Source organism: Methylococcus sp. S1M (assembly GCF_051295855.1).
Taxonomy (GTDB): domain Bacteria; phylum Pseudomonadota; class Gammaproteobacteria; order Methylococcales; family Methylococcaceae; genus Methylococcus; species Methylococcus capsulatus.
This window is the reverse complement of the sequence record NZ_JBPDXO010000001.1, coordinates 1-13,426: the sequence shown is the minus strand read 5'-3', so window position 1 is coordinate 13,426 and position 13,426 is coordinate 1. Positions and strand designations below refer to the sequence as shown.

14 protein-coding genes are annotated in these 13,426 nt (G+C 60.0%); 5 read left to right on the top strand and 9 right to left on the bottom strand.

Annotated features, from left to right (window positions below; all coding sequences use genetic code 11):
* Positions 1-4 precede the first annotated feature (4 nt).
* The 4 genes from lolA to ACSHWJ_RS00055 are packed head-to-tail and all read right to left on the bottom strand — an operon-like array spanning position 5 to position 3,619.
* Positions 5-631 (bottom strand): outer membrane lipoprotein chaperone LolA, encoded by a 627-nt coding sequence (gene lolA, locus ACSHWJ_RS00070; protein WP_432539107.1) that lies wholly within the window; start codon positions 629-631, stop codon positions 5-7.
* A 4-nt stretch (positions 632-635) separates the two neighbouring features.
* Entirely contained in the window at positions 636-1,997 is a 1,362-nt protein-coding gene (gene purB / locus ACSHWJ_RS00065) for an adenylosuccinate lyase (protein WP_017364554.1), read from the bottom strand.
* Positions 1,998-2,019: 22 nt separating this feature from the next.
* Positions 2,020-3,135 (bottom strand): tRNA 2-thiouridine(34) synthase MnmA, encoded by a 1,116-nt coding sequence (gene mnmA, locus ACSHWJ_RS00060; protein ID WP_017364555.1) that lies wholly within the window; start codon positions 3,133-3,135, stop codon positions 2,020-2,022.
* A 7-nt stretch (positions 3,136-3,142) separates the two neighbouring features.
* Positions 3,143-3,619, bottom strand: coding sequence for an NUDIX hydrolase (locus ACSHWJ_RS00055; protein WP_010961039.1), 477 nt, complete (start codon positions 3,617-3,619; stop codon positions 3,143-3,145).
* A gap of 109 nt (positions 3,620-3,728) precedes the next feature.
* Here ACSHWJ_RS00055 and ACSHWJ_RS00050 point away from each other — a divergent pair, with 109 nt between their 5' ends.
* The 3 genes from ACSHWJ_RS00050 (at position 3,729) to clpA (ending at position 7,174) form a co-directional block, all read left to right on the top strand.
* The gene (locus ACSHWJ_RS00050) at positions 3,729-4,478 is read left to right on the top strand and encodes a hypothetical protein (RefSeq protein ID WP_010961040.1); all 750 of its coding nucleotides are present in this window, start codon (positions 3,729-3,731) and stop codon (positions 4,476-4,478) included.
* A 74-nt stretch (positions 4,479-4,552) separates the two neighbouring features.
* The gene (clpS, locus tag ACSHWJ_RS00045; protein WP_010961041.1) at positions 4,553-4,873 is read left to right on the top strand and encodes an ATP-dependent Clp protease adapter ClpS; all 321 of its coding nucleotides are present in this window, start codon (positions 4,553-4,555) and stop codon (positions 4,871-4,873) included.
* A gap of 30 nt (positions 4,874-4,903) precedes the next feature.
* Positions 4,904-7,174, top strand: a complete 2,271-nt coding sequence (gene clpA / locus ACSHWJ_RS00040) for an ATP-dependent Clp protease ATP-binding subunit ClpA (RefSeq protein ID WP_010961042.1) — start codon at positions 4,904-4,906, stop codon at positions 7,172-7,174.
* Between the two features lie 12 nt (positions 7,175-7,186).
* Here the strand turns inward: clpA and infA are convergent, their stop codons facing one another.
* Genes infA through ACSHWJ_RS00020 form a run of 4 tightly spaced genes read right to left on the bottom strand, consistent with a single transcriptional unit; the run spans position 7,187 to position 10,008 of the window.
* Positions 7,187-7,405, bottom strand: coding sequence for a translation initiation factor IF-1 (gene infA, locus ACSHWJ_RS00035; RefSeq protein WP_010961043.1), 219 nt, complete (start codon positions 7,403-7,405; stop codon positions 7,187-7,189).
* Between the two features lie 28 nt (positions 7,406-7,433).
* A complete protein-coding gene (locus tag ACSHWJ_RS00030; RefSeq protein ID WP_218801385.1) occupies positions 7,434-8,147 on the bottom strand; it encodes an arginyltransferase in 714 nt (237 codons plus the stop codon).
* 11 nt (positions 8,148-8,158) lie between these two features.
* Positions 8,159-8,866 carry a leucyl/phenylalanyl-tRNA--protein transferase gene (aat, locus tag ACSHWJ_RS00025; RefSeq protein ID WP_010961045.1) on the bottom strand — a complete coding sequence of 236 codons (708 nt, stop codon included), beginning with the start codon at positions 8,864-8,866 and terminating at the stop codon, positions 8,159-8,161.
* Positions 8,860-10,008: a GNAT family N-acetyltransferase gene (locus tag ACSHWJ_RS00020; protein ID WP_282213325.1), complete on the bottom strand. Its 1,149-nt coding sequence runs from the start codon at positions 10,006-10,008 to the stop codon at positions 8,860-8,862. Before ACSHWJ_RS00020 ends, aat begins: the two co-directional genes overlap by 7 nt.
* Before the next feature lie 89 nt (positions 10,009-10,097).
* Here ACSHWJ_RS00020 and ettA point away from each other — a divergent pair, with 89 nt between their 5' ends.
* On the top strand, positions 10,098-11,765 hold the full coding sequence (gene ettA / locus ACSHWJ_RS00015) for an energy-dependent translational throttle protein EttA (protein ID WP_010961047.1): 1,668 nt from the start codon (positions 10,098-10,100) through the stop codon (positions 11,763-11,765).
* A gap of 10 nt (positions 11,766-11,775) precedes the next feature.
* A complete protein-coding gene (locus ACSHWJ_RS00010; protein ID WP_282213324.1) occupies positions 11,776-12,654 on the top strand; it encodes an ATP-binding protein in 879 nt (292 codons plus the stop codon).
* Positions 12,655-12,778: 124 nt separating this feature from the next.
* Here the strand turns inward: ACSHWJ_RS00010 and ACSHWJ_RS00005 are convergent.
* On the bottom strand, positions 12,779-13,426 hold a 648-nt coding region (locus ACSHWJ_RS00005; RefSeq protein WP_432539106.1), incomplete at its 5' end, for a methane monooxygenase/ammonia monooxygenase subunit B.

Genomic DNA, 13,426 nt, shown 5'->3' with positions numbered 1-13,426 from the left:
GCGGCTACTTGTCCTCGAACACATCCACTCCGGCTGGCGGGCTGAACTGGAACAGCTTGGGGTCCAAGGTGATGCCGGTCCGGAGATTGGCGAAATAGATGCGCGTCAACTGGCCGAAATTGTCACTCAGCTCCATACCGGCCAGCTTGTCGCCTTCGAGCCCGATCAGCACGTAGCGGAATCCGCCTTCTTCCGACTTGGGCACCAGCTTGATCCAGTACATGCCCTCCTCGGTCCCCTGGTCCTCGATGGTGAAATTGTCCTCCAGCGCCATTTCGCCGCTCAGCAGCAGGGCCGGCGTCGAACCCACGGCCTGGCCGAGTCTCTTGGCTGTCACCTGTTCCAGGTCGACGTCGTAGAACCAGACCTTGCCACCGCTGGAGACGATTTGCTGCCGGTAGGGCTTGGTGTAATCCCAACGGAACTTGCCGGGCCGCTGCAAATAGAAGGAACCCCCGCTCTCCTGCCGGGGCCGACCGCTTTCGTCGAGCCGGACCTGGGTGAAGTCGGCCTGCAAAGTGCGGGCAGAATCGAGGAAGCTCTTCAGCCGGCTCTGCGGTGTGGTCTCCGCCAGCGAGGCGAGCCCCCAGCACAGCAGCGGCAGGACAATCAGGTATCGGAATGCGGGCATGGACTCAGATGGTTTTGGCGAAGGTTTCAGCGTAGCCGATGTAATCGCGGGGGGCCAGCGCTGCCAGGCGGCTGCGCGCCTCCTCGGGTATCTCCAGGGTCTCTACGAAGGCACGCAGGCCCTCCGCGTCCACCCGCTGGCCGCGGGTCAAGGCCTTGAGCTTCTCGTAGGGCCGTTCCACGCCATAGCGGCGCATCACGGTCTGGATCGCCTCGGCCAGCACTTCCCAGTTGCCGTCGAGATCGGCCTCCAGGACCGGAGGACTCAGCTCCAGCTTGCCCAGGCCTTTCAGAGTGGAACCGAGCGCGATGAGCAGATGGGCGAGGCCGACGCCGAGATTGCGCAGCACCGTGGAGTCGGTTAGATCGCGCTGCCAGCGGGAAATCGGCAGCTTTTCGGCGAAGTGCGAGAACAGCGCGTTGGCGATACCGAGGTTGCCTTCCGAGTTCTCGAAATCGATCGGGTTGACCTTGTGCGGCATGGTGGAAGAGCCGACTTCGCCGGCCACGGTCTTCTGCCGGAAAAAACCCAGCGAGATGTAGCCCCAGACGTCGCGGTCGAAATCGATCAGCACGGTGCCGAAACGGCTGTAGGCATGGCACAGCTCGGCCAGATAATCGTGTGGCTCGATCTGTATGGTATAAGGGTTCCAGGCCAGCCCCAGCGACTCGACGAAACCTTGTGCCAGTTTGGGCCAATCGACTTCGGGGTAGGCGACCGCATGGGCGTTGAAATTGCCGACCGCACCGTTGATCTTGCCCATCAGGGCCACCGCCGCTACTTGCTCGCGTTGGCGAGCCAGCCGGGCGGCGAAGTTGGCGAACTCCTTCCCGACCGTGGTGGGCGTCGCCGGCTGGCCGTGAGTGCGCGAAAGCATCGGCTGGCCGGCATAGACATGCGCCCGCTCCCGCACCGCCTCGATCAACTCGTCCATCGCCGGCAGCAGGACCGTGTCACGCGCCTCCTTCACCATCAGCCCATAGGCGAGATTGTTGATGTCTTCAGAGGTGCAGGCGAAATGGATGAACTCGGCGATCCGCTCCAGTTCGGGGCAGCCCTGGATCCTCTCCTTCAGGAAATATTCGACCGCCTTGACGTCGTGGTTGGTGGTCCGCTCGATGGTCTTGACCCGTTCGGCATGCTCTTCGCCGAATTCGTCCACGATCCGGTTCAGACGATCGCGCGCTTCGCCACTCAAAGGGGGAACCTCGGTGATCGTGGGTTCGGCCGCCAGCGCCTCCAGCCAGCGCAATTCGACCAGGATCCGGAACCGGATGAGGCCGTATTCGCTGAAGGTGTTGCGGAGGGCGTCGGCCTTGCCGGCGTAACGGCCGTCTACTGGCGACAATGCCTTGATGGAGTTCATGGTTTTCCTGATGTCTTGAGTGTTACGCGGCATCGGCCCGAGAGTCCGCATTAAAGGTTAAGTCGATGACACCGCCGCCGAGGCAGCAATCGTCCTGGTAAAACACGACCGACTGGCCGGGAGTGACGGCACGCTGGGGCTGGGCGAACACGACCTCCAACCGGTCTTCGCCGATCAGACGGATGCGGCAGTCCTGGTCCCTCTGGCGGTAGCGGGTCTTGGCCGCACAGCGCAGTATCTCGCCGGGCGCGGGACCAGCGCCGTCGACCCAATGAAGCCGGCTGGCCAGCAGCCCGTCCCGGTAGAGAAGGGGGTGATCGTGGCCCTGGCCCACCACCAGCACGTTTCTGGCCAGATCCTTGTCCAACACATACCAAGGCTCCTGGCCGCCTGCCCTCGTACCGCCGATGCCGAGTCCGGAACGCTGGCCCAGCGTGTAGTACATCAGGCCATCGTGCCGGCCGAGGAGCACGCCCTCCGGCGTGCGGATGTCCCCCGGCCGGGCCGGCAGATAACGCGCGAGGAAGTCCTTGAAGCGTCGTTCGCCGATGAAACAGATGCCGGTGCTGTCCTTCTTGGCGTCATTGGCAAAACCGGCGCCGGCGGCCAATGCGCGCACCTCGGTCTTGCGCAGCCCGCCCAGGGGAAACAGAGTGCGGGCGAGTTGCTCCTGCTGCAGGGTATAAAGGAAATAGCTCTGATCCTTACCGGCATCACATCCCTTGAGGAGCTGCAACCGACCCTCTTCCTCCGCCACCCGGGCATAATGCCCCATGGCGATGAGGTCGGCGCCCAGGTCTTCTGCGTAGTCGAGGAAGGCTCTGAACTTGATCTGCTTGTTGCAGAGGATGTCGGGATTCGGCGTCCGCCCGGCCCGGTACTCGCTCAGGAACACCTCGAACACCTCATCCCAGTATTCCGCCGCAAAGTTTACCGTGTGCAGTTCGACTCCTAGACGCTCGCACACCTGCTTGGCATCGGCGAAATCCTGCGCCGCGGTACAGTACTCGGTGCCATCGTCCTCCTCCCAGTTCTTCATGAACAGTCCGCTGACCCGGTAACCCTGGCGGAGCAGCAGCAAGGCGGTGACCGACGAATCCACCCCTCCCGACATCCCGACAACCACATGCGGCTTCATATCCACCTCAGCCGAGCACGGGCTTCAAGAGGCTGAGCGGATGGCGTTCGCCCCGCAGGTAGTCCTCCACCGTCCGCAGCACCAGGGGGCTGCGATGGCGGCTTCGTTCGCGCAGCAACTCATCCCGGCTCAACCAGAGCGCCCGCTCGATGCCCTCGTCCAGCTTGACCTCACCTTCGGGGGCTTCGGCCCGCCCGCTGATGGCGATGCGCAGGAAACTCCTGCCGGATTCCAAGTGACGCCACAAATAAATGCCGGTCACCGCCTCCGGCACCAGACGCCAGCCGGTCTCCTCCAAAGTCTCGCGGACTGCGGCATCGACCACCGACTCGGCCGCTTCGACGTGACCCGCCGGCTGGTTGATGACGAGTTCGGAGGATACGCCGGCGCGCTCCTCGACGCAGAGGAAACGGCCATCCCTTTCAATGACAGCGGCTACCGTGACCCGGGGTCGGCCGTCCGACGGGGTTTCCAATTTTTGCATACTGTTTTCAACAGGGAGCGAATTGAGTTGTCAATTCGCGTGTGTTATTAAGCCTTAAAGACGCGGGGCTCGCCTGCAAAGTTCGTGATGAGTCGTGGGAGCTGCGGGAATGCCGCTGAACCTGAGCAATCTGGGCATACCGGTCAAGTTGTTATTTTCCGGTTATTTGATCGTCGTCGCAATCGGCTACGGCTTGGCGATGGTGCAGATCCTGTTCACGCATGGCATGGCCGATGGCAAGTTCGGACTTTCGATAGAGGATATCGTCTACAGCTATTACGGCAACCGTTCGGGCTCGGTGCTGGAGGCCAAGCTCAACGGTTCGATGAAGGCCAATGCACCGGACGAGGCACGGTTTCAGATCATCCAATGGGTTCGTGACGGTGCCGATGAAAGCACCTATACCCGGCAGATCAGGCCGCTGTTCGAAGCGCATTGCACTGGCTGCCACAATGGCGACAGCGGATTGCCGGACTTCACCCGCTATGAGAGCATCAAGACACGGGCGCAATCGGACGAGGGCGCAACGTTTTCGTCGCTGACACGCGTCTCGCATATCCACATGTTCGGCATCGCCTTCATTTTCATGTTTGTAGGCATGATTTTTGCGTTATCCTCTGGAGTGCCTTGCAAGCTCAAGTGCTCGGCCATCCTGATGCCGTATATTTTCCTGCTGCTGGACATCGCCTCCTGGTGGCTGACGAAACTCGACCGCCATTTCGCCCTTCTGGTCGTCATGGGCGGCGGCGGCCTCGCCATGGCTTTCGTGTTCATGTGGGTGGTGTCGATGTACGAAATGTGGATACTGCCGCGGCAGCTGCCCTGTGTGGACCGGCGTGACGCCCTCCGGCGCTGCTGATGCCGTCCACTGGCTTGATCTCGGCAAATCGAGGCCCATATTCCTAGTACAACCATTTTGGGAACGACGCACAGATGTCTCAGGAATCGGATCACGGCTCCGGCGACGGTTTGGCCCTCCAGGAGGCCCAGCCCAAGGTCAAGCGTCCACCGCTGTACAAAGTCATGCTGTTGAATGATGATTTCACTCCGATGGAATTCGTCGTTCATGTGCTGATGCTGTTTTTCGGCATGAACGAAGAGAAAGCGACGCAGGTGATGCTGCATGTGCATACGCGGGGCGTCGGAGTGTGTGGGGTCTTCTCCAAAGACGTGGCGGAAACCAAGGTGCAACAGGTGAATGCCCATGCCCGTCAGAACCAGCATCCACTCCTCTGCACCATGGAAGAAGCCTAACTTTATTACCAGTCTCGAGCAGGTTCCACTATGTTGAGTAAAGAACTCGAACAATCATTGAATGCGGCCTTCCGTACCGCCTACGAGAAACGCCATGAGTTCATCACCGTGGAGCACCTGCTGCTGGCCATGCTCGACAACGGCGCCGCCATCGAAGTCCTGCGTGCCTGCGGTGGCAATCTCGACCTGCTCCGCAACGAACTGAACGAATTCCTGGATGAAACCACGCCGCTGATCCCTGCCGGCGTCAAGCGTGATACCCAGCCGACGCTGGGTTTCCAGCGGGTGCTCCAGCGCGCGGCCTTTCACGTGCAGTCGTCGGGGAAAAAAGAGGTTACCGGAGCGAACGTCCTGGTCGCCATCTTCAGCGAGCAGGACTCGCATGCGGTCTATCTGTTGCACAAGCAGGACATCACCCGCCTCGACGTGGTGAACTTCATTTCCCACGGCATCTCCAAAGTGCGGGACGAGGCTGATGGCACTGCCAGGGGCTCGGCTCCCGAATCCGACGACGCCGAAAGCGGGAGCAGCGCCAACCCGCTCGAAAAGTTCGCCACCAATCTCAACGAATCCGCCCGGCGCGGAAAAATCGACCCGCTGATCGGCCGCAAGGACGAACTGGAGCGCACCGTCCAGGTGCTGTGTCGCCGAAGGAAGAATAATCCGTTGTTCGTCGGCGAAGCCGGGGTGGGTAAAACTGCCATCGCCGAAGGTCTGGCGAAGAAAATCGTTGAAAACGACGTACCGGAAGTGCTCAAGGACAGCACGATCTATTCGCTGGATCTCGGCAGTCTGGTGGCGGGAACCAAGTACCGCGGTGATTTCGAGAAGCGTCTGAAGTCGCTCCTGGCGCAGCTCAAGAAGGAGCCGAATGCCATCCTCTTCATCGACGAGATTCACACCATCATCGGCGCTGGCTCCGCCTCGGGCGGGGTGATGGATGCATCCAATCTGATCAAACCGGTCCTGGCCTCAGGCGAGTTGCGCTGCATCGGTTCGACGACCTACCAGGAATACCGCGGCATCTTCGAAAAGGACCGCGCGCTGGCCCGCCGCTTCCAGAAAATCGATATTCCCGAACCCTCGGTCGAAGAAACCTACCAGATTCTCAAAGGACTGAAGACCCGTTTCGAACAGCACCATGACGTCAAATATTCCCTCGCTGCGCTGCGCACTGCGGTGGAGCTGTCGGACCGGTACATCAACGACCGTCATCTCCCCGACAAAGCCATCGACGTCATCGACGAGGCTGGAGCGAATCAGCGCCTGCTGCCGCCGTCGCGCCGCAAGAAGACCATCGGCACCGTGGACATCGAGGACATCGTTTCGAAGATCGCGCGGATTCCCGCCAAAACCGTTTCCGCCAACGACAAGGAGAAATTGCGCGACCTGGAATCCAATCTGAAGATGCTGGTCTTCGGTCAGGATGAAGCCATAGCCGCACTGTCGTCGGCGATCAAATTGTCCCGCGCAGGTCTGCGCGACGGTCAGAAACCCATAGGCTCATTTCTTTTTGCCGGCCCCACTGGCGTAGGCAAAACGGAAGTGACACGCCAGCTCGCCCGCATGCTCGGTGTCGAGCTGATCCGTTTCGACATGTCCGAATACATGGAGCGGCACACGGTGTCCCGGCTTATCGGAGCGCCGCCGGGCTATGTCGGATTCGACCAGGGAGGTCTTCTGACCGAAGCCATCAACAAACATCCGCATGCCGTGCTGCTGCTCGACGAAATCGAAAAAGCGCACCCGGACGTCTTCAATCTGCTGTTACAAGTGATGGATCACGGCACTCTGACGGACAACAACGGGCGCAAGGCCGACTTCCGTAACATCATCCTGGTCATGACCACCAATGCCGGGGCTTTCGAGGGTGCCCGCCCGTCGATAGGTTTCACTCCGCAAGACCACTCCACCGATAGCTTGAAAGCGATCGAACGCACCTTCTCGCCCGAGTTCCGGAACCGCCTCGACGCGATCATCCAGTTCAACCCGCTCAGCCCAGAAACGATCGGGCATGTGGTGGACAAATTCATCTTCGAACTCGAGGCGCAGTTGGCCGAGAAGCAGGTATCCCTAGTCATCGAGCCGGACGCACGTGCATGGCTGGCCGAGCACGGTTTCGACTCGAAGATGGGAGCGCGTCCGATGGCGCGCGTGATTCAGGAAAACATCAAGAAGCCGCTGGCCGAGGAAATCTTGTTTGGCCGCCTCGCGCATGGTGGCACGGTGCGTGTCGGCGCTTCCTCCGGCGGACTGACATTTACCTACGAAACCCGCCAAAAAGCCGCCGAGCCCGTATGACACGGGGTGCCATCAGCGATGGCGGAAGGTGATGCGAGCCTTGCTCAGGTCGTAAGGCGTGAGTTCAACCTTGACGCGATCGCCGGTCAGAATTCGGATATAGTTTTTCCGCATCTTGCCGGAAATATGGGCGATCACCACATGCCCATTATCGAGCTGAACACGGAACGTCGTGTTGGGCAAGGTTTCGATGACCTTACCTTCCATTTCGATATGATCTTCTTTTGACATCTGTTCACAGGGTAAAAAATTTACCGAATTATAGCACGCTCGACGTCAGCGGCTCATCCACTTGGAACCTGCGCCAGCGGTTCGCGATGAGCGCTTCCAGGGGCCTGTATCTCGCTTTGTATTCCATCTTACGGCAACCGCCTATCCAATACCCAAGATAAAGCCACTCCCGTCCCAGTCGCCTAGCCTCCAATATCTGCCACAAAATGGCCAATGAGCCTGGACTTCGCTCTGCGGCGTCGGGATCGAAAAAGGTGTATACCGCAGACAGAGCTCCCGGCACATGGTCTACAACCGCCACGCCAATCAGTTCCGAATATGAACGGAACTCCACGAAACGGGTCTGCGCCCAGGAGCTGGACACGAACGACCAGTAAGCATCGCGAGAGACCGGTGTCTCGGTGGGGTGCCGTGCCGCCAGATAGCGGACATAGAGTTGAAACTGGCGCTCGTCGAAGCGAGCGACGGACACCCGTATGTCGATGTCTGCATTCCGCTTGAGCACACGCCGATGACTACGAGTCAAACGAAAATCGTGCACGGGAAGACGCACCGGTAAGCAGGCGCTGCAGCCGATGCAGCACGGCCGGTACACCCAGTTTCCGCTGCGCCGGAACCCCTCTTCCAACAGCCCACGATAGCTTTGGGGGGAAAGTGGGTAAGCCGGTGAAACATAGGTAAAGCGTGCGTCCCGCCCGGGCAGATAGCCGCATGGATGGTTCGGCCCCATCCAATGTGCCATTCGCTCCAGAATCAAAGAAAGTCTCCCGGCGCATGTTTCCATGCCTCAGGATCAACGGACGTTTCCGAATATTCGGACACCAAGGCCTGAAATTCGCTGCGTGGAATGGTGGATGCTCCCAGACTGACGAGATGGGAACTATAGACCTGACAATCGATCATCCGGTAACCCCAATGTGACAAGCACCCCACTGCAAACGCCAACGCCGCCTTCGAGGCATCCGTCACCCGGTGGAACATCGACTCTCCGTAAAATATCCGCCCCATCGCCACACCGTACAGCCCCCCCACCAGGGCGCCGTCCTGCCAGGCCTCGAAAGAATGCGCAAAACCGGCATGATGGAAAGCAAGGTACGCCGACTGCATGTCTGCAGTCAGCCAAGTCCCTTCCGATTTTTCACGCCGCTCGGCACAAGCCGTGATCACCGCCCTGAAAGCCCGATCGAAGCTGAATCGAAATAGCCGCCGGCGTAACGTTTTCCGCAGACTCCGCGAAATCCGCAGCTTTTCCGGAAACAGCACCAGCCGGGGATCGGGCGACCACCACAAGATCGGATCGCCCTCGCCATACCAGGGAAATATTCCGCGCCGGTAAGCCCGTTCCAGACGAGCAACGCTCAACGAACCACCGACTGCAAGAAGACCGTTCGGCTCCTTCAGGGCGGCATCGGGAGGAGGGAACGCCTGCCGTTCGTCGTTGGGGTCGATGAGAGTCAGCATTCGGATTCCTGCTTGAATGGCAGTCGGCTTTCGAGCTCCCGCATATAGGCTTCCACATGCAGACGCTCTGCTTCGACATGACGTGATATCGCCCCGCGCAGACGTGGATCGGCAATCCAATGAGCCGACCAGGTCGCAGTAGGCACGAAACCGCGGCTGACCTTATGCTCACCCTGGGCACCGGGCTGAAAGCAACGAAGCCCCCGCTCCAGACAAAACTCCAGACCCTGATAGTAGCAAATCTCAAAATGGAGCGAACGCACCTCTTCCACGGCCCCCCAATAGCGGCCGTACAAAGTGTCTTCGCCCACGAGAAAGAAACCGGCGGCGATCAACTCGGACTTCCGCCTGGCGACAACGAGCAGGATCTGTTCGCCCATGGTTTCGCCGACGCGACGAAAAAAGGCCGCACTCAATGCAGGATAGTTGCCATGCTTATCGAATGTGCGCCGGTACAGGGCATGGAACCGGTTCCACGTCTCCGCATCGACTTCGTTGCCGGCGAGCCTTTGGACTTCTATTCCGGCTTCGGAAACCTGACGCCGCTCGCGTTTGAGCTCCTTTCGTCGTTTCGCACTGAAACGGTCCAGAAAATCCGCGAAGTCTCTGTAACCGGCGTTATACCAATGGAACTGGCATCCCAGGCGGCGAACGAGCATCGGCGCTTCGAGCAGAACCGGATCGGTACAGAACAACCAATGCATGGACGACACCCCCGCCGATTTCCCGGCCTCAATGGCGCAGTCCAGCATGAGCTCCCGTGCAGCATACGGGATCTCCGGAGGAACCAACAGACGCCGGCCCGTGACGGGCGTGAAGGGCGAGGCGATCACCCACTTCGGATAATAAGCCAGACCGACCCGCGAATGCGCTTCGGCCCACGCCCAGTCGAACACGAATTCCCCGAAAGAATTGGTCTTGAGGTAGGCAGGCATGGCTCCGAACGGCTCAGCCTTCCGGTCCGCAGCGAACAAGAGGTGCATAGGGATCCAGCCGACGGCTTCACCCAGGCACGCCGTCTCCTCCAACGCCACCAGAAATGCATGGCTCAGGGGAGCGTCGGGACTGCCGAATGAGCCCCACCACGCCGCCGGCACATCCGCCAGTCTCGAATGTACGCGTAGGCTGAGTTCAGCGCTCATCGGGCGTCCTGGATCCTCAAGCAAACCTGTCCCTCACATCTCGGATCGTGAAATAATACTATGATCCAAAGTCCCTTAACGCATTCAAAATGGCACAATATATTTACACCATGAACCGGGTTTCCAAGATCGTGGCCCCCAAACGGACGATCCTGGAAAACATCTCGCTCTCCTTCTTCCCAGGCGCCAAGATCGGTGTGCTCGGCCTGAACGGCGCGGGCAAGTCCACTCTCCTTCGAATCATGGCAGGCGTTGACAAGGAATACGACGGAGAAGCGCGGCCCCAACCCGGAATCAAGATCGGCTACCTGGCACAAGAGCCGCAACTGGATCCGACCAAAACGGTGCGGGGAAACGTCGAGGACGGTGTCGCTGAGACCAAAGCCCTCCTCGACCGTTTCAACGAAGTCAGCAACGCCTTCGCCGACCCAGACGCGGATTTCGACAAACTCCTTGCCGAACAGGCCGAACTCCAGGAAAAGATCGACGCGGCCGGTGCGTGGGAACTGGACCGGAAACTGGAAATCGCCGCCGATGCCTTGAGACTCCCGGACTGGGATGCCGACGTCACCCGACTGTCAGGCGGCGAACGCCGCCGCGTAGCCCTGTGCCGCCTCCTCCTGTCCAACCCAGACATGTTGCTGCTCGACGAGCCGACCAACCATCTCGATGCGGAGTCCGTGGCCTGGCTGGAAAGGTTCCTCCAGGACTATCCGGGAACGGTCGTCGCCGTCACCCACGATCGCTATTTCCTGGACAATGTCGCCGGGTGGATTCTCGAGCTCGACAGAGGCCGCGGAATTCCCTGGGAAGGCAATTACTCCTCGTGGCTGGAGCAAAAGGAAGCCCGGCTGGAGATGGAAGAAAAGCAGGAAACCGCCCGCATGAAAGCCATGAAGGCGGAACTTGAATGGGTGAGATCCAACCCGAAAGGGCGGCACGCCAAGAGCAAGGCGCGCCTGGCCAGGTTCGAGGAACTGAGCCAGAACGATGTCCAAAAACGGAACGAAACCAAGGAAATCTACATTCCGCCAGGCCCGCGGCTGGGCGATCTGGTTGTCGAATTCGACGGGGTCAGCAAGGGATTCGGGGACCGTATTCTGGTCGAAAACCTCAGTTTCCGGCTGCCACCGGGGGGCATCGTCGGAGTGATCGGCCCCAACGGCGCCGGTAAAACCACGCTGTTCCGCATGATTGCCGGCCTGGAAGTGCCGGATCAGGGCTCGATCCGTATCGGACCTACCGTCAAACTGGCCTATGTCGAACAGTTCCGCGAACATATGGATGACGGCAAGACCGTTTGGGAAGAAATCTCCGATGGTCTGGACATGATCACCGTCGGAAACTATCAGACCCCCTCGCGAGCCTACGTTGGACGCTTCAACTTCAGGGGTTCGGATCAGCAGAAACGCATCGGTGAACTTTCCGGCGGTGAACGCAACCGGGTCCATCTCGCCAAACTGCTTCGCAGCGGAGGCAACGTCCTTCTGCTCGATGAACCCACCAACGACCTCGATGTCGAAACGCTCCGCGCTCTGGAAGACGCCCTGCTGGATTTTCCTGGCTGCGCGGTGGTGATCTCTCACGACCGCTGGTTCCTGGACCGCATAGCCACCCACATCCTGGCATTCGAAGGCGAAAGCGAAGTGGTATGGTTCGAAGGCAATTACGCCGATTACGAGGCCGACCGTCGCCGCCGGCTGGGTGATGAAGTAGATACCCCGCACCGGATCAAATACAAACGGATCGAGGCATGAATCATCGCCCATGACACCGGAGCAGACCGACCTCTTGCTGGCTACCGTTCAAAGGCTGGCGGACGCCCTGGAACGCTTGACGCCACCGACTCCTTCCTCCGTCGACTGGACGTACAAGGCCTATCGTTGGCGGGGACGAGATTCCAAGTCGCCTTTGATGCCCGTGCGGCGACCACACGATATCGGCCTTTGTGACCTTTTGTGCATCGATCGCCAGAAGACAGCACTGGAGCGCAACACCCGTCAGTTCCTCAAGGGTTTACCCGCCAACAATGCGCTGCTTTGGGGCCCGAAAGGGACAGGAAAATCCTCCCTCGTCAAGGCACTGCTCCACGATTGTGCCGAATCCGGACTCCGCCTCGTCGAAGTGGAAAAAAACCATCTTACGGAATTGCCGGACATCATCGAATACATCCACGACCGTCCGGAGCGGTTCATCCTGTTTTTCGACGATCTGTCCTTCGAAAGCGAAGAACCCGGCTACAAGGATCTGAAATCAGCGCTCGACGGTTCCACGAGTGTCTTGAGTGCCAATCTGGTGATCTACGCCACATCCAATCGCCGGCACTTGTTACCGGAGTACATGGCGGACAATCGCGAAACGCGTTACACGGAGACTGAAATCCATTTTTCCGACTCGGTCGAGGAGAAGACATCGCTGTCCGAGCGATTTGGCCTCTGGCTCGCATTCCATCCATTCTCCCAGGATGATTATCTGGCAATGGTCGAATACTGGCTGGCGAAGCTGGGAACCCTCGACCTGAAATGCCATTGGAATGATATCCGGACAGAAGCGCTACGCTGGGCGCTCGCCCGTGGCTCGCGTAGCGGACGGGTCGCATGGCAATTCGCACGCGAGTGGAATGGTCGAGCAGCTCTGCCACCCTGACCGGCTGTTGCGGCTGCCCACTCGGAACAAAACCAGACCAGAATAAAAAACCCCCGACCGTTGCCGGCCGGGGGTTTTGGCGTTGACCGCCGGCAGGGGAGCCCCGAAGGACTCCCCCAGGCGATTACATGAACGACGGGATCAGCGGTGCGTCGATCTGGACGACCTGGCGGTTGCCAGTGGCGTCGAAGAAGAACAGCAGACCGGCGAAACGGCTGTCCGGATCGTAGATGATGTCGGACAGACGGTACACTTCCCACGCCGCGTCGGACGCCGTCACGTCGACCGTGCGGGTCTCACCCGGAGCCAGCGGGCTGTTGTCGCTGACGCTCAGGCCGTCTTCGGCCAGCAGGTCTTCCGGATAGCCGGTGGTGTCCTTGTACACGTCGGAATCCAGGAAACGCACCGAGGCGGTGTAGAACTCACCCAGCCGGATCGGGCTGTTGCCGTGGTTGGTGATGGTCAGCTTCATCCGCATGGCGCGGCCCGGTACCCGGTAGGTGGCGTCTTCCACTTTCACCGATACCGTCGGCGCCGGCAGTTCCAGCGGCTTCATGCCACGCATGGTGCCGGCCTGCAGCGGGATGGTGATCGGGTACTTGCTGTTGGCGCTGGACATGGCCATGACCACGATCAGGATGGTGGCGGCCAGGAAGCCCATCGCCACCTTGCGGTCGGTGGCGGACACCAGTTCGTCCGCACGACCGGCATCCACCATCAGCAGACGGGGGATGAAGATCGGTCGACGCGACCAGTAGCCGATCCAGGCAAC